Annotated in this window: 15 protein-coding genes; 2 read left to right on the top strand and 13 right to left on the bottom strand. The window is 73.8% G+C overall.

Features of this window, described 5'->3' with window-relative positions; translation table 11 throughout:
- Window positions 1-98: 98 nt before the first annotated feature.
- Together ABZW30_RS32550 and ABZW30_RS32545 are read right to left on the bottom strand one after the other, a co-directional pair.
- Complete coding sequence (locus tag ABZW30_RS32550) at window positions 99-1,697, bottom strand: ABC-F family ATP-binding cassette domain-containing protein (protein WP_355674815.1); 1,599 nt, start codon at window positions 1,695-1,697, stop codon at window positions 99-101.
- A 227-nt stretch (window positions 1,698-1,924) separates the two neighbouring features.
- A complete protein-coding gene (locus ABZW30_RS32545; protein WP_355674814.1) occupies window positions 1,925-2,956 on the bottom strand; it encodes a hypothetical protein in 1,032 nt (343 codons plus the stop codon).
- A 367-nt stretch (window positions 2,957-3,323) separates the two neighbouring features.
- On the opposite strand from ABZW30_RS32545, the gene ABZW30_RS32540 reads away from it, so the two are divergent.
- The gene (locus tag ABZW30_RS32540; protein ID WP_355674813.1) at window positions 3,324-4,547 is read left to right on the top strand and encodes a glycosyl hydrolase; all 1,224 of its coding nucleotides are present in this window, start codon (window positions 3,324-3,326) and stop codon (window positions 4,545-4,547) included.
- 38 nt (window positions 4,548-4,585) lie between these two features.
- Here the strand turns inward: ABZW30_RS32540 and ABZW30_RS32535 are convergent, their stop codons facing one another.
- The 9 genes from ABZW30_RS32535 to ABZW30_RS32495 form a co-directional block, all read right to left on the bottom strand.
- Window positions 4,586-5,746 (bottom strand): GNAT family N-acetyltransferase, encoded by a 1,161-nt coding sequence (locus tag ABZW30_RS32535; protein ID WP_355674812.1) that lies wholly within the window; start codon window positions 5,744-5,746, stop codon window positions 4,586-4,588.
- Entirely contained in the window at window positions 5,743-6,531 is a 789-nt protein-coding gene (locus ABZW30_RS32530; protein ID WP_355674811.1) for a Wzz/FepE/Etk N-terminal domain-containing protein, read from the bottom strand. The genes ABZW30_RS32535 and ABZW30_RS32530 overlap by 4 nt, the downstream gene beginning before the upstream one ends.
- A 46-nt stretch (window positions 6,532-6,577) precedes the next feature.
- Window positions 6,578-7,693 carry a glycosyltransferase gene (locus ABZW30_RS32525; protein WP_355674810.1) on the bottom strand — a complete coding sequence of 372 codons (1,116 nt, stop codon included), beginning with the start codon at window positions 7,691-7,693 and terminating at the stop codon, window positions 6,578-6,580.
- Entirely contained in the window at window positions 7,690-8,580 is an 891-nt protein-coding gene (locus ABZW30_RS32520) for a polysaccharide deacetylase family protein (RefSeq protein WP_355674809.1), read from the bottom strand. Before ABZW30_RS32520 ends, ABZW30_RS32525 begins: the two co-directional genes overlap by 4 nt.
- A complete protein-coding gene (locus tag ABZW30_RS32515; RefSeq protein WP_355674808.1) occupies window positions 8,570-10,435 on the bottom strand; it encodes a lipid II flippase MurJ in 1,866 nt (621 codons plus the stop codon). Before ABZW30_RS32515 ends, ABZW30_RS32520 begins: the two co-directional genes overlap by 11 nt.
- Window positions 10,432-11,778 (bottom strand): O-antigen ligase family protein, encoded by a 1,347-nt coding sequence (locus ABZW30_RS32510; RefSeq protein WP_355674807.1) that lies wholly within the window; start codon window positions 11,776-11,778, stop codon window positions 10,432-10,434. Before ABZW30_RS32510 ends, ABZW30_RS32515 begins: the two co-directional genes overlap by 4 nt.
- A gap of 5 nt (window positions 11,779-11,783) precedes the next feature.
- The gene (locus tag ABZW30_RS32505; RefSeq protein WP_355674806.1) at window positions 11,784-13,307 is read right to left on the bottom strand and encodes an exopolysaccharide biosynthesis polyprenyl glycosylphosphotransferase; all 1,524 of its coding nucleotides are present in this window, start codon (window positions 13,305-13,307) and stop codon (window positions 11,784-11,786) included.
- 393 nt (window positions 13,308-13,700) lie between these two features.
- Window positions 13,701-14,855, bottom strand: coding sequence for a glycosyltransferase (locus ABZW30_RS32500; protein WP_355674839.1), 1,155 nt, complete (start codon window positions 14,853-14,855; stop codon window positions 13,701-13,703).
- Window positions 14,856-15,098: 243 nt separating this feature from the next.
- A complete protein-coding gene (locus ABZW30_RS32495) occupies window positions 15,099-15,539 on the bottom strand; it encodes an SRPBCC family protein (protein ID WP_355674805.1) in 441 nt (146 codons plus the stop codon).
- Window positions 15,540-15,640: 101 nt separating this feature from the next.
- On the opposite strand from ABZW30_RS32495, the gene ABZW30_RS32490 reads away from it, so the two are divergent.
- On the top strand, window positions 15,641-16,540 hold the full coding sequence (locus tag ABZW30_RS32490) for a HipA family kinase (RefSeq protein WP_355674804.1): 900 nt from the start codon (window positions 15,641-15,643) through the stop codon (window positions 16,538-16,540).
- 62 nt (window positions 16,541-16,602) lie between these two features.
- Here ABZW30_RS32490 and ABZW30_RS32485 read toward each other — a convergent pair whose 3' ends face one another.
- Window positions 16,603-16,965, bottom strand: a complete 363-nt coding sequence (locus tag ABZW30_RS32485) for a hypothetical protein (RefSeq protein WP_355674803.1) — start codon at window positions 16,963-16,965, stop codon at window positions 16,603-16,605.
- 161 nt (window positions 16,966-17,126) lie between these two features.
- Complete coding sequence (locus ABZW30_RS32480) at window positions 17,127-18,611, bottom strand: S8 family serine peptidase (protein ID WP_355674802.1); 1,485 nt, start codon at window positions 18,609-18,611, stop codon at window positions 17,127-17,129.
- Window positions 18,612-18,641 lie beyond the last annotated feature (30 nt).

Here is an 18,641-nt window from a genome sequence, read left to right as displayed (position 1 = left end):
GGAAGTCCTTAAACGGAATCCGGGTCTACTTCATTCCCGGACACGCCGAAAGGACTAGATTTTCTGGTCCGAAAAACGGATGCGGCGTCTACTTCCGGTCAGGCCAGCGAGACCAGATCGGCGTAGGACGGGTTCCACAGGTCCTCCACACCGTCCGGCAGCAGGATGATCCGCTCCGGGTCGAGCGCCTCCACCGCGCCCTCGTCGTGGGTGACCAGCACGACCGCCCCGGAGAACTCGCGCAGTGCGCCCAGGATCTCCTCACGGCTGGCCGGGTCGAGGTTGTTGGTGGGCTCGTCGAGCAACAGCACGTTGGCGGAGGAGACCACCAGGGTGGCCAGCGCCAGACGGGTCTTCTCACCACCGGAGAGCACCCCGGCCGGCTTGTCCACGTCGTCGCCGGAGAACAGGAAGGAGCCGAGGATCTTGCGGATCTGCACCAGGTCGGTGTCCGGTGCGGCCGAGCGCATGTTCTCCAGGACGGAACGGTCCGCGTCGAGCGTCTCGTGCTCCTGGGCGTAGTAACCGATCTTCAGCCCGTGGCCCGGGATGACCTCCCCGGTGTCCGGCGCCTCCACCCCGGCCAGCATCCGCAGCAGGGTGGTCTTTCCGGCACCGTTGAAACCCAGCACGACGACCCGGGAACCCCGGTCGATCGCCAGGTCGACGTCGGTGAAGATCTCCAGCGAGCCGTAGGACTTGGACAGGCCGCTGGCGGTCAGCGGGGTCTTACCGCAGGGGGCCGGCTCCGGGAAGCGCAGCTTGGCGACCTTGTCGTTCATCCGGACCTGCTCCAGGCCGGAGAGCAGCTTGTCGGCGCGGCGGGCCATGTTCTGCGCGGCCACCGTCTTGGTCGCCTTGGCGCGCATCTTGTCGGCCTGGGCGTTCAGGGTCGCGGCCTTCTTCTCGGCGTTGGCCCGCTCGCGCTTGCGGCGCTTCTCGTCGTCCTCGCGCTGCTGCTGGTACTGCTTCCAGCCCATGTTGTAGACGTCGATGCAGGAGCGGTTGGCGTCCAGGTAGAAGACCTTGTTGACGACCGTCTCGACCAGGTCGACGTCGTGCGAGATGACGATGAAGCCGCCCTTGTAGGTCTTCAGGAAGTCCCGCAGCCAGACGATCGAGTCCGCGTCCAGGTGGTTGGTGGGCTCGTCGAGCAGCAGCACGTCGGAGTCCGAGAACAGGATCCGGGCCAGCTCGACACGGCGGCGCTGACCACCGGAGAGGGTGTGCAGCGGCTGGCCGAGGATGCGGTCCGGCAGGCCCAACGCGGCGGCGATGGTGGCGGCCTCGGCCTCGGCGGCGTACCCGCCCTTGGTGAGGAACTCGGTCTCCAGCCGGGCGTACTTCTTCATCGCGTTGTCTCGGGTGGCGCCCTTGCCGTTGGCCATCCGGTCCTCGTTCTCGCGCATCTTCTTCAGCACGGTGTCGAGGCCGCGGGCGGAGAGGATGCGGTCCTTGGCGAGGACGTCCAGGTCACCGGTGCGCGGGTCCTGCGGGAGGTAGCCGACCTCGCCCGAACGGGTGACCGTACCGGCGGCCGGCAGGCCCTCGCCGGCCAGCACCTTGGTGAGCGTGGTCTTCCCGGCGCCGTTGCGCCCGACCAGACCGATCCGGTCGCCGGCGGCGACCTTGAAGTTCGCGGACTCGATCAGGATCCGGGCACCGGCGCGCAGCTCAAGGGCGTTGGCGGAAATCATGGCTGGGAACTACTCCTGGAACGTGGGCGGGCGGCCGGGTGCGGGCCCGGGCGGCGGGAAGGGGGGGCTTCATCGACGGTCGGCGCGGTGGAGAGGGGCGCCGCCGCCCGCTATTGCCCGGAGAAGATAGCCATGACGGCCAGTCTACCGGGCCGCGCCAAACGCCCCGGGGCCGCGACCGCCCCGGGGTGGCCGAGTACTGCCCCGGGGTACCCGAAGCGCCTCGGCTACTGCTGCGCCGCCGTCGGCTGGTCGGTGGGCTGGTCGGTCGCGGTGGCCGTCGGGGCGGCCGGCGCCACCGGGGTGGCCGTGGCGGCGGGGGCGTCCGCGGTCGGGCCCGCCGACGGGTCCGCGCAGCCGCCCTGGGGGCGGACCGCGGCGAACGGCGCGTCCGGGTTGCCACAGGCCGTCTCGGGCGCGGCCGCCTTGGTGTCGAACACCTTGGGCGGGACGATCGGGCCGTCGGTGATCTCCACCCGGCTGGCGTCCAGCACCTTGACCGTGGCGGCCGGGCCGGTGCTCGTCGCCCAGCCGTTGCTGTCCAGCCGGTAGCCGGTGATGCCACCGGAGACGGCCAGCCCGCTGCTGTTGGTGCAGCTGCGCGGGATGAGCACCGCGTAGTCGGTGTGGACGGTGCGCAGCGGGTCGTAGAGGCAGCCGTTGGAGGGCCGGTCGTTGTAGCGCAGGTCGCCGTCGGCGTCGCGCAGGCCCATGGTCAGGTTCGGCGTCACCACGGCCAACCAGGGCGAGCCGTCCCGCTGGACGGTGTGCAGCGCGGCGGCCGCCCGCTGTGCGGCGGTCTGCTTGCGCTGCGCCTCGGTGCGCTTGTCGGCGCCCGGCTCGCCGTCGGCGCGCAGGTAGTCCGCGAGGCCCGGCACCGCGCGGTGCCAGCGCACCTCGTGGTCGCCCGGGCGCACCGAGGTGATCAGGCCGTCGTCCCAGACCACGATCGCGTTGTCGCCGGCCATCGCCAGGTAGAGCGCCTCGGCGCCCTCACGGCGGTACGACCAGGCCCGCTCGCCGGTCGTCTTGTGGTAGGCCTCCAGACCGGGGCCGACCACCTTGAGGTCCAGGTCGGCCGAGCTGACCGACTGCGAGTTCACCGGGGTCGCCTCGGCGTCACCCGGCCCCGCCACCCGGTCGCCGAACGGCACCGGCTTGTTGGCGTGCGCCGCCGCACCGGCCGCAAGGACCAGCATCACCGCCAGGGCAGGCAGGACCGACCGGGGGCTGAGTATGCGCGGCGGCTTCCAGGACACGGCCGGAGCGTACCTTTCACCGGGCGCGCGAGTCAGCCCGGAATCGCCGCCCGCGCAGGGTGCCGACCGCACGCCCGGCCGCGCGCGCCCGTCCCGCACGCCCGCCCGCCCACCTGCGTCGTCGGCTCCTCGGCCAGGTGGCCGGACGCTCCGCGGTAGGCCGCGCAAGCCCGGTCGGAACGTTACAGAGCTGATACACGGGCGCGTCCCGGCGGGTGTTGCGGCAGACGGCGTTCGAATATCGCCCACTTTAGGGTGACATTCGGCTTTCCTTCCCTCCGGCGGTCCTACTGTCGGCGAACGTGACGCCACGGTCCGTCCCCGTCGTCACCGCCCCGCCCCTCTCGCGACGCCCGGAGGAGAGACCATGCGAATCGGTCGCCTGACGCTGGCCGCCGCCGCTCTGCTACTGACGGCCACGGCCAGCGTCCCGGCCGGGACACCGCTCAGCCAGACCGAGCGGCACACCCTCTCCTCGGACGCCTTCGAGCCACGCGGCGCCGCCTCCCGCCCGCCGGTCCAACGGCCGAAGCACGAGCCGCCGTTCGGCGCCTTCGTCGGCTCCTGGGACGACTACATCCCGCAGCTCGGCCAGTACGCCCACTGGCTGGGCAACGCGAACATGCAGGTCGGCCACACCTATCTGGCGGGCAACGGCTGGGCCGACATCGAGGGCGATCCGGTGGTGCTCGGCACGTGGTCGCAGTGGCGGCTGGCCGACCCGTCCCGGATGCTCGTGCTCGGCGTGCCGATGCTGGTGCCGGGCGAGGCGAACGTGCCGGACGGCGAGGTCGCCGGGCTGCTCGCCCAGGGCTCGCACGGGGACTTCGACAGCCACTTCCTCCGGCTCGCCCGCCGGCTGGTCGCGCTCGGCGGCTCGGACACCGTCATCACCCTCGGCTGGGAGATGAACGGCGTCACCTACACCCACCGCTGCAAGCCCGACCCGGCCGCCTGGAAGGCGTACTGGCGGCGGATCGTCGGGGTGATGCGCTCGGTGCCCGGGCAGAGGTTCCGCTTCGACTTCGCGCCGAGCCGGGGCCTGGACGCGATCCCGTGGACCAAGTGCTACCCCGGCGACGACGTGGTCGACATCATCGGCATGGACAGCTACGACCAGCCGGCCGGCAGCACGTTCGACGACTACGTGCGCGAACCGTACGGCCTGCAGGATCAGGTGGAGTTCGCCGCCAGGCGCGGCAAGCCGGTCTCGTACCCGGAGTGGGGGCTGTTCCGCAACGGCGACAACCCCGAGTTCGTCCGGCGGATGGTCGACTGGATGCGCACCCACGACACCGCCTACCAGACCGTCACCGACTACTGCCCGCACGGCTTCTTCCAGTGCAGGAGCAATCCGCGCTCGACCGCGGCGTTCAAGCAGCTGCTGTCTGGTTCCAACGGGGCGCCGGCGGTGGTGCCGACAGCGCCCCCGGCCCCGATCGTGCCGGTGACGCCGAGCGCCCCGGTCGTGCCCACCCCGCCGACCCCACCCGCCGCGCCCGGTGCCCCCGCCGTGCCGGGCGCGACGGCGAGCCCCACGGCCGGCGCCTCGCCGAGCCCGTCCGCGGCGGGGACGCCCTCGTGGCGGTGAGCGCTGCCGAGCCGTGCTGAGCGGTGCTCGATGACCGCTCAGCTGCGGCGGCGGGCCGACAGGGCCTCCTTCAGCTCGGGGAAGCGGGTGCGCAACCGGTGCGCGCCCTGCTGGCGGCCGCGCACCACCCCGGCCCGGGCGGCGGCCGCCGGGGCAGCGCCCGCCGGGCCCAACAGCAGGCGCTGGTTGTGGAGTCGGTCCGGCCGCCAACGTTGCTTGTACGACTCCTGGCCGCGCAGCAGGCCGAGCACCGGGATGCCCGCGCCGACCGTCTCGTCCAGGGCGGCGCTGAACAGCAGCCCGGCGATGTCCAGCCGCTCGCGCAGCGCCGGGTGGGCGCCGTACAGGTACAGCCCACCGAAGGACGGACAGAGCAGCAGCAGGTTCACCGCGACCAGTTCACCGTTCAGGTGGAACCGGTGGACGGCCGCCCGGCCGGTGGCCACCAGGTCGGTGGTGGACTCGGTCAGGTGCTTGGCGAAGCGCTCGGTTCGGTGCTCCGGGGTGACGCCGCGCTCCTGCCACTGCAGGAAGTGCAGCCGCAGCAGCCCCTCCAGCGCGGCCGGCACCTCGGCCACCGGTGTGGAGCTGACCTGCACCCCGGCCTCGGCGATCTTGCGCAGCTTCACCCGGCTGCGCTGGGCCGTCTTGCCGGGCACCCGCTTGAGCAGCCGCTCCATCGGGACGGCCGGCAGGTACTGGCAGAGCGAGTCCTGATAGCGCCGACGGGACCCGCGCCAGTGCTCGTACACCCGCTGCACCGCCGCCTCGGGGTGCACCTCGCGCAGTTCCAGCCAGTGCCAGGGGCGGGTGAGCGGGAGGACGGCGGCGAACTCGGCGGCGGCCCGGTCGGCGCACTCGTCGTCGAGCAGGATGTCGCCGTAGTCGACCAGCCCGGCGCCCAGGCCGGTCAGGCCGCCGAACGGGCCGGGGCGCCGCATGAAGGCGCCGGCGCCGACCAGCCGGCCGTCCCGGCGGACCAGCACCACCAGCAGCGCACCGGGGCGGCCGTAGTGGCGCCACCAGGAGCGCTGCCAGCCCGCGGCCTGGAAGAAGGTGGCGGTCCGGCAGCGGGCGGCCAGGTCGTCCCACTCCTCGGCGAGGGCGTCCAGGGCGTCGTCCTCGCGGCGCAGCTCGGTGGTCCAGGACGGTGCCGTCGACTGGGCCGGCAGACCGGCGGCGCGGGCCCCGGTGCTCATCGCCTGCTCCCGGCGACGGCCTTCTCCTCGGCCGGGAGCTCGGCGGCGGCCTCGGGCTCGGCCTTGGGCCCGGTCTTCGGCTGGGGCTCAGCCTTGACGGCCTGGTCCTCGCCGCGCGGGCGGGGGGTGGCCGGGGTCCCGGCCGGCTCAGCGGCCCGCGGGACCCGCACGGCCTCGGAGGCCTCCGGGGCCGCCACGGTCTCGGCGACCTCGGGCTCGGCGGCAGCCCCGCCGCGGCGGCGGGTCGTCATCACCAGCGACCCGAGCAGCACCCCGGCCGCGGCGCCGACCGCGAGGTCCAGCTTGGCGGAGGGCGTGGTCGGCTTGTCCGGCTCGGCGGCCGGCGCCAGCGTCACCAGCCGGACATTGGTGTCCTTGCTGCTGGTGTTGGCGAAGGCGACCAGCGAGCGGGCCACCGCGTCGGCGGTCCGGGCGGCCTCCTGGGCGCGTCCGCCGGTTCCGGTGATCTCGATCACCGGGGCGTCCGGGGAGGTCGTCCCCGACACCAGGGTCTCCAGCTCGGCCAGGGTGTAGCCGGTCTCGGCGGCCGCGACCGCGAGCACCTGCGGCTGGCCCGCCAACCGCCCGTACGCCTGGGCGAAGTTGGTCGCGGTCGCCGCCTCCCCCTGGTTCTGCGGCACCACCAGGACGTAGGCGCTGGCGGCGTACGAGGGGTGCGAGACGACGGCGTACCCGGCGCCGGCCGCGGCGCCCAACGGCACCGCGAGCGCCACCGGCCACCAGCGGCGGACCAGGTGACGGGCGCTTCGGCGCGGTGTGGTCATGGATGTGGCTCCTTGGGTATGGGACGGCGGTACCGGCGGCGGGCGGTCAAACGCGGGCCAGCCGGTCGTAGAGGGCGCCCAGGTCGGCGGCGACCCGGGCGATGTCGTAGTGGCCGACGGCCGGGGGGTGCGGCAGCGGGTCGGCGATGTGGCCGCTCAGCTGCCGCAGGTCGCGCAGCGCGGCGGCGTACGCGGCGGGTTCGGAGGGGATGCGGCGGGCCTGGGGGGCGGCGCTGGGCGGCAGTTCGTCCAGCGCCGGGCAGGCGCTGTGCCGCACCGGCAGCCCGGCCGCGAGGCCCTCCAGGACGCCGAGGCCGAAGGTCTCCGCGGTGGAGGGGGCGGCCAGCACGTCCATCGCGGCCAGCAGGTCGGGCACGTCGTCGCGCTCGCCGGGGAGCACCAGCCGCTCCCGGACGCCGAGTTCGGCGGCCCGCCGCTCCAGCGCGGCACGCTCGGGACCCTCGCCGACCAGCACCAGCCGGGTGGCCGGGTCGAGCTCGACCAGCGCCTCCAGCAGCACCTCGAAGCGCTTGCCGGAGACCAGCCGGCCGACCCCGCCGACCACCCAACTGCCCTCCGGCAGGCCGAGTTCGGCGCGCACCCGGCGGCGGGCGGCGGCCCGCTCGGCGGGCGGGCGGCGGTAGTCGGCGGTGTCGATTCCGTTGGGGATCAGCTCGATCCGGGTCGGCGGGACACCCCAGGAGCGCAGGGTCTGGGCGACCTGGCGGGAGACCGCGACGGTGGTGCAGCCGAGCCGTTCGGCCGCCAGGTAGAGGCCCTTGACGCCCCGGGTGACCGGACGGCCCTCGATCACCCCGGCGTGCAACGAGTGCTCGGTGGAGACCACCGCGCGCACCCCGGCCAGCCGCGCGGCCAGCCGGCCGTACAGCTGGGCCCGGTAGAGGTGGGTGTGCACCAGGTCGTAGCGGCCGGCCCGGATCAGCCGGACCAGCCGGGGCAGCGCGCCGAGGTCCCGGTTGCCGCGCATGCCGAGGTGGTGGACGGTCACCCCGTCGGCACGCAGCGCGTCGGCGACCGCGCCGGGATTGGTCAGGGTGAGCACCTCGCACCGCTGGTGCGGCGGCAAGTGCCTCAGCAGCAGGTGGAGTTGACGCTCGGCACCGCCGGAGGCGAGCCCGGTGACGATGTGCAGGACCTTCATGGCCGGCGCTCCGTCACTGCCCGCTCTCCAGCGGGGCGCTCGGGGCGGACCCCGCGACCACGGCGCAGCTCGGCGACGGCGTCGCGCAGCCGGTGGCGTCCCTTCTTCGCCCGCAGCCGCCAGGCGCCGTCGCGGACGCCGACGTAGCAGCGCGGCAGGGCGAAGGGGCCGGTGAGCGGGGAGTGGGCGATCGCGCAGGCGTAGTCGTACCCGGCGTCGCGCACGGCCAGGGTGGCGGGCAGGTCGACGGCGCCGTACGGGTAGCAGAAGCCGGTGACCGGGCCGTCGACCACCTCCTCCAGCAGCCGCCGGCTCTCCCGGGTCTGGCTCGCGAGGGCGTCGGCGGGCAGGCCGGGCAGCGCCTGGTGGCCGAGGCCGTGCGAGCCGATCTCCCAGCCGGCGGCGGCGAGTCCGGTGACCTCCTCGACGGTGAGCAGCTGCTTGCGCGGGCCCTCGGTGTCCCAGCCGTTGTCCTGCCCGAGCAGGTCGGCGACCACGTACGTGGTGGCGGTGAAGCCGTACGCCTGCAGAATCGGTACGGCGTGGCGGGCGAAGTCCGCGTAGCCGTCGTCGAAGGTCAGGCCGACCAGCTTGTCGTCCCGGCCGCGGGCCCGGGCCCGCATCAGCTCGCGGACCGAGACGCCGCGCCGCCCGCGCCGGTGCAGCCAGGCGATCTGCTCGGCGAACCGCTCGGGGCTGACGGTGAGTTGGTACGGGTCCTCCTCCTCGACCGCCACCGAGTGGTACATCAGGATCCACGGAGAGGAGGAGCCGGGGACGGTCGGTTCGCCGACCGGACGGCGGCTCCTGGGCAGTCGCGCCCGGTCGGGCGGGGCGTTGGTGACGCCCACCCGGGCCGAACGGACGGTTCCCCGTTCATTGTCCATGGGGAAACTTCCCTTCATCGGCGACGGTTGGCGGGTTCAGGGCCTGTCCGGCGGATCTGGTCGGATCAGACCGCGGCGTCCGAGTGCATGCATCGCAAGGCGGAGGATGGGGGCACCTCCCGGCCGCCGGGCTGGGAGAGCGTCGTGGGCCTGGGCGGATCTGTCGGCCAGGCGCTACGGCCCGAGCGACGGCGAGGACCGGGCCGCGCACTTCGCGGGCACCGAGCCCGGTGCCGAGGGCGGCGAAGGCCAGCGCCACGGTGAGGCCCCCGAGGAGGGTCGAGAGCAGCGGATCGGCGGTCAGGCCGCCGACGGCGGTGCCGAGCACGGTGGCCCCGGCGGCGGCGGCGACCAGCCGGCCGTGGCCGCCGATCACCCGGCGCAGTCGCAGCGGGATGCCGCGCAGCACCAGGCCGCGCAGCAGCAGCGCGGCGGTCGTGGTGATCCCGGCGGCGTTGCCGGCGGCGAGGCCGAGCGCACCGAAGCGGGCCGTGGCGAGCAGGCCGACCGCGACGGTGACGCCGAGGCCGAGCACCATCGCGGCGGCCGGGTACCAGTCCAGCAGTCGGCGGCCGCCGTCCTCGGTGCGCGGGTCGGCGGCCCGGCGGACCACCGGGCGCAGCGAGAAGTACGGGCGGATTATCACGCCGATCAGCGCCTGGGCCGGCAGGCCGACGCTGTACACCCGGATGACGTCGGCGGTGGCGGCGGTGTCGCGGGGGCCGAAGGCGCCGCGCTCGAACAGCAGTGCGACCACCGAGGGGGCGCAGGCCATCAGGAAGGCGGTGCCGAGCAGCACCACCGCCGCGGCCTGGCCGAGGTCCTTCTCGACCCGGTCGCGGGCGGCGGTGAGGTCCCCGGCCGCGAGCGCCCGGGCGACCAGCGGGAAGGTGACGGTGCAGATCAGGATGCCCGCCGTCATGGCGAGTTGGGAGACCTTGGCGGCGTAGTTGAGGTGCGAGATGGTGCCGGGCGGCAGGGCCGAGCCGAGGTAGCGCTCGACGAAGACCTGGGACTGCCGGGTCAGGGTGAAGGCCGCCACCGGCAGCAGGGCCAGCGGCATCAGCACCAGGGTGTGGCGGGAACGGCGGCTGCGGCCGTCGGCGGCCGGGCCCCGACCCAGTCGGCGCAGGAACGGGCCGATCAGCAGACCGGCCATCAGCAGACTGCCGAACGCGACGCCGAGGGCGGCGGAGCGTACGCCGAGGTAACCGTGGAAGCCGAGCAGCAGGGCCAGGATGCCGAGGTTGTAGGCGACGTAGATGCCGGCCGGGGCGGTGAACCGGTGGTGGGCGCGCAGCGCGGCGGCCAGGTAGCCGGCCACGCCGAAGGGCAGCACGGTGATCGCGGTGATCCGGGTGCAGGTGACGGCGAGGTCCGGGTCGGGCAGGCCGGGGGCCAGCAGTTCGACCAGCTGCGGGGCGCCGAGCGCGGCGGCCAGGGCGAGGCCGCTCAGGGCGAGCAGCAGCCAGGGCAGGGTGGCGCGGACCAGCTGGCGAACCGGGTCGGGGGCGTCCGGGTCCTCCTCGCGCAGCACCAGGGCGAGGGCGAAGGCGGGCACCATGAGGAAGGACATGGCGTCCTCGATCAGCAGCGGCGCGGCCGTCTCCGGGACGGTCCAGGCGACCAGGAAGGCGTCGGTGCCCTGGTTGGCGCCGAAGTAGCGGGCCAGCAGCAGGTCGCGCAGCAGGCCGAGGCCGGAGCCGGCCGCGCTGAGCAGCGCGGTGATGCCGAAGGCCCTGGCGGGGAAGCCGCGCCGGGGCACCGGGTCGGGCCCGGGGGCCGGGGGCCTGGCGGGCGCGCTGCGCGGGGCCGGGAGGGTGCGGGCGAGCACGGCCGGCTGGTCGGTGGTCACTGGTCCGCCCCCCGGACGGCGGGAGTGTGAAGGCGGGCCCTGGCGGCGAGGCCGAGGACGACGGAGGTCAGCACGGTGGTGGTGCCGCCGATGTCGGCGTACAGGAAGTCGACCAGCACCCAGGTGAGCAGGGCGAGCGCGGCAAGGGTCGTGCCGCCGGGGCCTGCCGCTGAGCCGTGACGGTGCCGCAGACAGCCGAGCAGCAGGCCGAGGAAGAGCGCGGCGTAGGCGGTGATGCCGATCAGGCCCTGCTCGCTGAGCACCAGGAAGTACATGTTGTGCGGGGAGAGCAGCGGTTCGCGCTGGAAGCCGATGGTCGAGTCGGCGGTGTCGCTGCCGGAGGACAGCCGCAGCGGGGCGCGGCTGTCGCGCAACCGCGGGAAGGCCTTCGGCCCGGCGCCGTGCACGGGGTGGTCCTGCCAGATCCGCCCGGCGGTGGCCCACAGGTCGTAGCGGTCGGAGACGGACTGGTCGGGGGCGGCGGAGACGGAGCCGATCGAGCTGAGCCGTTGGGTGACGCCGGAGGCGCCGAGGCCGAGGCCGCCGACCAGGACGACCGCGGCGGCGAGGCCGAGGACGGCGCTGCGCGCCAGCAGCCGGGCGTCGGCGCGCATCAGCAGGACGGTGACGGCGACGCCGGTGGCGATCCAGCTGCCGCGGCTGAAGGAGACGGCGAGCGGGAAGGCGAGGAAGGCGGCGGCGGCGAACATCGCGCGGCGCAGCCGGACGTCGCGGCCCGCGCCGCGCTCGCCGAGGGCCAGGGCGAGGGCGGCGAGCAGCCCGTAGCTGACCACGGCGGACATCGCCATGATGTCCAGCGCGCCGAAGGTGCCGACGGCCCGGATCGGCTGGCCGGTGTAGGAGGCGCCGGTGTGGGTGAGGTACTGCTTCGCGCCGACCACGCCCTGGATCAGCGCGGCGAGCACGAAGGAGCCGAGGACCAGGCGCTGGTCGGTGCGGTCGCGCAGCGAGCAGAGCACCCCGGCGGGGACCAGGACGAACACCTGGGTGAGCCGGACGAAGCCGGTGATGCTGGTGGCCGGGTCGATCGAACCCACGGTGGCCACGGCGGCGGCGACCACGATCCCGCCGAACAGCACGCGGGTCGCGCGGCTGAGCACGGGCAGTCGGCCGCGCAGCAGGTTCAGCGCGGTGAGGGCGACCAGGGCGAGCGAGGCGACGTCGGCGGCGGTGACGTGGACCGCGGCGGTGACGTCCTTCTCCCCGGTGGGCACGCAGACCAGCAGGACGGTGGCGGCGGCCAGCAGGCTGGGCCGGTCCGCGAGCGCGGGCAGGGCCCGCCGTAAGGCCGGACGCGGGAGCGCCGGAAGGGTCAGGGCCACGCGGGTCAGCTCCCGTCCGGGTGGAGCATCAGAGCCGCTGTACGGCACAGGATCTTGACGTCCTGCCAGAGGCTCCAGCTCTCGATGTAGCGGTTGTCGAAGCGGGCCCGGTCCTCGATCGAGGTGTCCCCGCGCAGGCCGTTGACCTGGGCGAGGCCGGTGAGGCCGACCGGCACGCGGTGGCGGTCGGCGTACTCGGGGTAGGCCTGGCTGAACCGCATGACGAAGTACGGGCGTTCGGGGCGCGGGCCGACCAGGCTCATGTCGCCGCGCAGCACGTTCAACAGCTGCGGCAGCTCGTCCAGCGAGCTCTTGCGCAGCAGGCGGCCGACGGCGCCCATCCGGTGGTCCTGGGAGATGTTCCAGCGGGTCGCCGACTCGTGCTCGTTGCTGGGGCGCAGGGTGCGGAACTTGAGGACGGTGAAGACCCGCCCGTCCAGCCCGGTGCGCTGCTGGCGGAAGAGCACGCCGGGGCCGGTGTCGAAGCGCACGGCGAGGGCGCAGAGCGCCAGGACGGGGGCGAGCACCAGCAGGCCGAGGCCGGCCGCGGTGACGTCCAGGGCGCGCTTGGCGGCCCAGCCGGGGCGGCCCATCGCCGGGCGGCCGACCCGCAGGCAGGGGAAGCCCCACAGGTGGTCGCCGCCGGAGATCGGGGCGGTGGGCAGCGCGCCGTACTCGCGCAGGGCGGGGACGAGCCACACCTGGCAGCCGAGCCGGGCGGCGTCGCGCAGGGCGGCGGCGGTCTCGGCCTCGTCGGCGGCGCCGACGGTGGCGATCACGTGCTGGACCCGGTGTCGGTGGACCTCGCGCTCCAGCACCTCGCGGCCGCCGAGGACGGGCAGGTCGGTGTCGCCGGCCGGCAGCGGCGGGTCGGCGTCCAGGAAGCCGACCGGGCGCATCCCGTACTCGCCGTGCACGGCGAGTACGGCGGCGACCTTGCGGCCGAGCCGGCCGGCGCCGAGCACCAGGGCCGGACTGGGGCGTCCGCGGCGGAGCCGACGGACCAGGCGGTAGAGGACGGCCCGGCCGACGGCGGCGATCGGCAGCTGGACGCCGAGCAGGACGGCGAGCCGGGCCGGGGTGGCCGGGCCACAGTCGGGCCAGCGCCCTTCGAGGCAGCCGGCCAGGGTGACCGCGAAGGCGGTGGCGACCACGGCGCGGACTGCCAGTGCGGGCAGTTCGTCCAGGACGGACAGGGTGAGCCGGGTGCGGTAGAGGCCACCGACCAGGTTGAGCAGCAGGAGCAGCGGCAGGACGGCGGTGACGCCCAGCAACGGGGCGAGCGGCACGGTCGGGTCGACGGCCCGGTTGGCGATGCCGGTGGCGGTGCACAGGGCGAACGCGTCGACCTGGACCAGTGCGAGCGGCAGGGCGAGCCGGGAACGGATCGTCCTGCGGTGCCGACGGGGCGGCGGCACCGCCCGGGTGTGCGCCGATCCGACAGGTCGGTCGAGCAGCCCGGTGGCGGGTCGGCGCGGGCCGGGCAGGAACCCGGCGGAGCGCGGCACACTGTCGTGGTCAATGGTCATCAGCGCACGAACTCCCCTGGTGTGTGCCCGGGGTGACGGTGCCCCGGCACCGATAGGCGTGGAGCGGCCGTCCCGGCCCGGTGGGCGCGGTCCCGACGGCACCTGCTACCGCTGGCGGCTTTCGGTTCTCCCGCGTCGCGACCGATCGCGGAGCGGCCGGTCGCACGGGACACGGTCGCGACGGGCTCGGACGCGAATTTCCGGGATGAAATGGAAACGAAGCAGGGAAAATCAGAAATGCCGAACCGGGCGACGGGAGTCGGGGGTTAATTTTCCGTTTCATTTCCGCCGCCCATTAATAGGTATTTCGGACTTGACGCCTCGCCCCATATCCGGTTGAGGGTGCGAATACGACATCGCCTGATCGGCGGGCATTCACTGCATGTGAAACGATTAGATCCGCTCCGGGACACGGGCCCGGCGGCGCCCGGCAGCCGGACCGGCACCCAGCAGGTGGCGGTACAGAACGTCCACCTGCTCGACCACGGTGCGGACGTCGTGCCGGGCGACCACGTGGTCACGCAGACGGGCACCGCGTCGCTCGCACTCGATCGGATCGGACAGCGCTTCCGCCATTCGGGTGGCGAGCGCGGCCGCGTCCTCCGGTGGCACGACGGCCTGCTCCCGCGCCGACTGCGGCAGGCACTCGCGCGCGCCCGGCACATCGGTCAGCAGCACCGGACGGGCGGCCGCCATCGCCTCCAACGGCGCCAGCGCCATGCCCTCCCAGCGCGAGGGGAGCACCACCAGGTCCGCCGCCGTCAGCCACGGGCGCGGGTCCGGCACGTCCCCCACCAGCCGGACCCGGGACGGCTCGACCGTCCCCCGGACCAGCTCCGCGATCCGCTGCTCGTCCGGCCCGCCGCCGACCAGCGCCAGCCGGGCCTGCGGCACCCGGCGCAGCACCTCCGGCCAGGCGGCCATCAGCACGTCCTGGCCCTTCTGGCGGCACAGCCGCCCGACGCAGACCGCGAGCGGGGCGTCCAGGTCCAGGCCGAGCGCGATCCGGGCGGCCCGGCGGTCGGCGGGCGCGTAGTGGCGCACGTCCACGCCGTTGGGCACCACCGCCCAGTCCGCGTGCACCCCGGCGGCCACGCCGTCCAACCGCTCCTGGACGCTGACGCACAACAGCCGGTGCGCCCAGCGGGTCGCGAAGCGCTCCCAGTGCAGGGTGGCGGCGGCCAGCGTGCCGTCCACGGCGGCGAAGGACCAGGCGTGCGGCTGGAAGACGGTGGGCACCGCGCCGCGCACGGCCAGCCGGCCGGCCAGTCCGGCCTTGGCGCTGTGCAGGTGGACCACGTCGGGCGCGGCGGCCCGGACGATCCGGCGCAGCCGCCAGGCCTCGGCGGCGGTGGACGGGCCGGGCGAGCGTTCGGCGGGCCAGTCCCGGACCAGCGCGCCGACCGCGGCGGCCTCCTCGGCCAGTCGGCCGCCGCGCGGGCAGGCGACCAGCACCCGGTGCCCGGCCTCGCGCTGCCCCCGGGCCAGATCGACGACGACGCGGGCGACTCCGCCGTCCACCGGCTGCGAAATATGAAGGATCGTCATATGCACGGCGGCAAGCCTAGGATGGCTCCCCCGCGCCGGGCGGCCCCCGTCACCCGCAGGTGGTGGGCCGTCCACCCGTACGGATTTCGGCTCGTACGGGCGGGCGAAGCGCCCGAAATTCCGGGCGATTTGCCTGCTTTATCGAAACCGCCGGAGTTCCGCCGGGTCCCGCCGGACTTCCGTCGGAATTCCGGCGGTTTCCGCCGCGGTTCCGTCGGAGTCCGGTCGGGATTTCGGAGGGGCTCAGCGGACCTCGGCGGCCAGGTTGGCCAGCACCTGGTCGTGGATCCGGTTCAGGCCCTTGGGGGCGAAGGTCCGCTCGAAGAAGCCGCCGATGCCGGTCGCGCCCTGCCAGGTGGCGGTCACGGTGACCTTGGTGCGGCCCTCGCCGGCGGCCGCGACCGTCCAGGTGATCACCATGCTGGAGTTGGCGTCCTTCTCCACCAGCTGGTCGGGCTTGGGCGCCGAGACGGTGAACAGGCAGTCGCGCACCCGCTTCTCGGTGGCCTGCAGCTTCCAGTGCACCTGGGTGCCGGCGCCGCTTCCGCCGACCCGGACCTCGTACTCGCTGTACTGCGCGGGCAGCAGCTTCGGGCGGGTCACCTGGTAATCGGCCAGCGCCTCGTACACCCGCTCGGGGGCCGCGTCGTAGACCCGCTCGGTGGTGGCCTGCACCTGTCCCATGACCTTGCTCTCCTCGTGTGGTGGGTACCGCTGTCCGTACCGCTCACCGGAAAGCCAATCACAGGGGCGCGGCCGCGACGCGGCGGGATAGGGTGGCCGGTGTGCTCGATCTGGTGACTGCGCTGCGCTACGTGGACCCGCTGCGGGCCGGCGGCTCGGTGCCCGGCGTGGTGGAGACCGACGACCTGGGAACGTACGTGGTCAAGTTCACCGGCGCCGCCCAGGGCCGCAAGGCGCTGGTGGCCGAGGTGATCGTCGGCGAGCTGGCCCGGCGGCTCGGACTGCGGGTGCCGGAGCTGCGCCTGGTGGACTTCGACCCGGCGGTGGCCGCGGACGAGCCCGACACCGAGATCCAGGACATGCTCAAGGCCAGCGGGGGCCTCAACCTCGGGATGGACCTGCTGCCCGGCTCGAAGGACTTCCGGCCGGGGATGATCCCGGTGGACTCCGTCGAGGCCGGTCGGGTGGTCTGGCTGGACGCGCTCACCGGCAACGTCGACCGGACCGTGCACAATCCCAACCTGGTGGTCTGGCACAAGCGGCTCTGGCTGATCGACAACGGCGCCGCGCTGATCTTCCACCACCGCTGGGCCACCGCGGAGGCCTCGGTCGGCAAGCGGTACGACCTCAGCGCCCACGCACTCGGCGGCTCGGCCCCGGACGTCCGGCTGGCCGACGAGGACCTCGGGCCGCTGGTCACCGTGGAGCTGCTGGAGGAGGTGCTGGCGCTGGTCCCGGACGAGTGGCTGGCCGACGAGCCCGGCTTCGACTCGGTGGACGCCGTCCGGCACGCCTACGTCACCCATCTGGCCGCCCGGGTGGTGCTCTCCGAGGAGTGGCTGCCGGAGGGCTTCGCCACCCCCGAGCAGCTGCGCGAGGCGGAGCTGCGGCGGGCGGCCCGCACCCGGGCCGGGCGCCCGGCCTGGCTGCAGGAGGTGCCGGACCTGCACGGCAAGCCTTCGGTGGAGACGGTCTGGGAGCACCACTTCGACGAGGATTGAGGCGTCTCCTGTGGGTCCTGGCGGACCCGGCGAGGACCCGGGGGACAGGCCCTGGACAGGCCCTAGAACTTGACGAGCCCGAGGTGGCCGAGCCAGAGGAAGTACTCGGCCGAGGTGGCGACCAACAGGCCGAGGCCCTTCACCGCGAGCCCGACGGACTTGGGGAACCCCTGCGCCCGCGCGATCGCGGCCCCGAGGCCGTACCCGAGCAGCGGGCCCCCGGCGACCAGCGCGGCGTACGCCAGCCCGGCGGCCCCCGCGCCGGCGAGCCCGTAAGCCCCGAACACGAAGGCGATCAGCCCGATGTGCAGCAGCATCGGGGCCGCGAGCACCAGTTCGACGACGCCGAGGACGAGTGCGAGCCGGTGCCGCCGGTCGGCGGCGGGACGGGCGGGGGCCTGCGGTCCGGGGACGGTGGCGGCCATGCCGATCAACTCCTGGGGTGGCTCCGGTGGTTACGGATCCATCCTGTTCCACGGGTGGGGCGGCGGCCTGAGTACAGGTACTCAAACGCGACTGGGGAGCGGGGCCATGGGCCCCGCTCCCCAGCTCAGCGTTCAGTGCTCAGCGCATCCTGGTCAGCGCCTCAGCGCCACCACTGGACCGCCTTCTCGGCGTTGATGATGCCCGCGCCGTAGAAGCCGTTGTCGTCCGCGCCGCCCTCACAGGTGGCCTTCCACTGGCCGGCGCCGCCCGGGTTGAACTCGCCGGTCGGGCACGGGTGGGACTCGGCCTGGCTGGTCAGCATCTCGGTCAGCTCGTCCGGGCTGGCCCACGGGAAGGTGGAGGCCAGCAGCGCGACCACACCGGTGACGTGCGGGGTGGCCATCGAGGTGCCCTGCATGTAGCCGTACTTGTTGCCCGGGATGGTGGACAGGATTCGGCCGTCCTTGTCCGGGGTGACCGGGATCTGGTAGCGCTTGTCGCCACCCGGCGCGGCGACGGTCACGACGCCCTTGCCGTAGCTGGAGTAGTACGACTTGTCGCCGTTGACACCCACCGCGGAGACCGCGATGACGCCGGGCAGCTCGGTCGGCAGCGACAGGCAGTCGTTGGTGACCGGGCGGGTGCCGGGGGTGGTGTCGTCCGGGCTGGAGACGTCGGTGGTCTTGTGCGCCAGGTCGATGTTCTCGTTGCCCGCGGCGGCGACGTTGAGGACGCCCTTGCGCTGCGAGAACGCGACGGCCTTACGGACGGCGTCCGTGATCGCGGCCTGGTCCTTGTCGTTCTGGCAGTTGAACATCCACGGGTCGACGTAGTAGCTGTTGTTCGTCACCTTGAAGCCGTGCTCGCCGGCCCAGACGAAGCCGCAGATCGCGTTCTCCGGGTAGATCATGCCGGCGTCGTCGACGACCTTGACCGCGGCCAGCTTCACGTTCGGGGCGATACCGACGATGCCCTTGCCGTTCTTGGCGGCGGCGATGGTGCCGGCCACGTGGGTGCCGTGGTCGCTGGTGGTGGGCTGCCAGGCCTTCCAGTCGGTGTTCGTCTTGCCGTCGATGCAGGAGACCGACTGCGAGGCGTCGACGTTGGCGGCCAGGTCCTCGTGGGTGGCGTCGATGCCGGAGTCCAGCACGCCGACGGTGACGTTGCGGCTGCCGAGCGAGATCTTGTGCGCCTTGTCGACACCGATCTGGCGCATGTCCCACTGGTTGGCCTCGTACGGCTCCTGGCCGTCGGCGGCGGTGCCGGTGGGCTCGGCGGCGACGTCGGCCTTGCCCTGGTCGGAGGCGGTGATGCCCTTGGTGCGGCTGGCACCGACGGAGTCGACGCCCTTGGCCAGACGCAGCTTCTCCGCGAACTTGGTGTCGTTCGAGCGGGCGATCACGACGCCGATCTGCTCGTACGACTGGACCACGGTGCCGCCGAGGCCGGTGACGGCCTTCTCCACCTTCTGCACCTGGCCGTGGTTGGCCTTGGTGTTGACGACGTAGCTGAGCAGCGGACCGGTCGTCGAGTCGCCGGTGGGCGCCGCGACGGCGGTGCCGGCCGGCAGCGCGAGGGCGCCGGCGGTGGCGAGCACGACGCCCACCGCCGCGTACCGGGTCCGGCTGATCCGAGGAACTCTCATTGGGGTTGGCCCTCCCGAGTCGTCATGTGG

It is taken from the genome of Kitasatospora sp. NPDC004669 (genome assembly GCF_040609455.1).
In the GTDB taxonomy this organism is placed as follows: Bacteria; Actinomycetota; Actinomycetes; order Streptomycetales; family Streptomycetaceae; genus Kitasatospora.
This window is presented reverse-complemented; position numbering and strand designations above follow the sequence as displayed.

Bases quoted from the DNA above. Each gene is read 5' to 3' on its own strand.
- ABZW30_RS32540 (WP_355674813.1), top strand. From the start codon at position 3,324: ATGCGAATCGGTCGCCTGACGCTGGCCGCCGCCGCTCTGCTACTGACG.
- ABZW30_RS32485 (WP_355674803.1), bottom strand. From the start codon at position 16,965: ATGGCCGCCACCGTCCCCGGACCGCAGGCCCCCGCCCGTCCCGCCGCC.
- ABZW30_RS32520 (WP_355674809.1), bottom strand. From the start codon at position 8,580: ATGGACAATGAACGGGGAACCGTCCGTTCGGCCCGGGTGGGCGTCACC.
- ABZW30_RS32525 (WP_355674810.1), bottom strand. From the start codon at position 7,693: ATGAAGGTCCTGCACATCGTCACCGGGCTCGCCTCCGGCGGTGCCGAG.
- ABZW30_RS32505 (WP_355674806.1), bottom strand. From the start codon at position 13,307: ATGACCATTGACCACGACAGTGTGCCGCGCTCCGCCGGGTTCCTGCCC.
- ABZW30_RS32535 (WP_355674812.1), bottom strand. From the start codon at position 5,746: ATGAGCACCGGGGCCCGCGCCGCCGGTCTGCCGGCCCAGTCGACGGCA.
- ABZW30_RS32530 (WP_355674811.1), bottom strand. From the start codon at position 6,531: ATGACCACACCGCGCCGAAGCGCCCGTCACCTGGTCCGCCGCTGGTGG.
- ABZW30_RS32500 (WP_355674839.1), bottom strand. From the start codon at position 14,855: ATGACGATCCTTCATATTTCGCAGCCGGTGGACGGCGGAGTCGCCCGC.
- ABZW30_RS32550 (WP_355674815.1), bottom strand. From the start codon at position 1,697: ATGATTTCCGCCAACGCCCTTGAGCTGCGCGCCGGTGCCCGGATCCTG.
- ABZW30_RS32495 (WP_355674805.1), bottom strand. From the start codon at position 15,539: ATGGGACAGGTGCAGGCCACCACCGAGCGGGTCTACGACGCGGCCCCC.
- ABZW30_RS32480 (WP_355674802.1), bottom strand. From the start codon at position 18,611: ATGAGAGTTCCTCGGATCAGCCGGACCCGGTACGCGGCGGTGGGCGTC.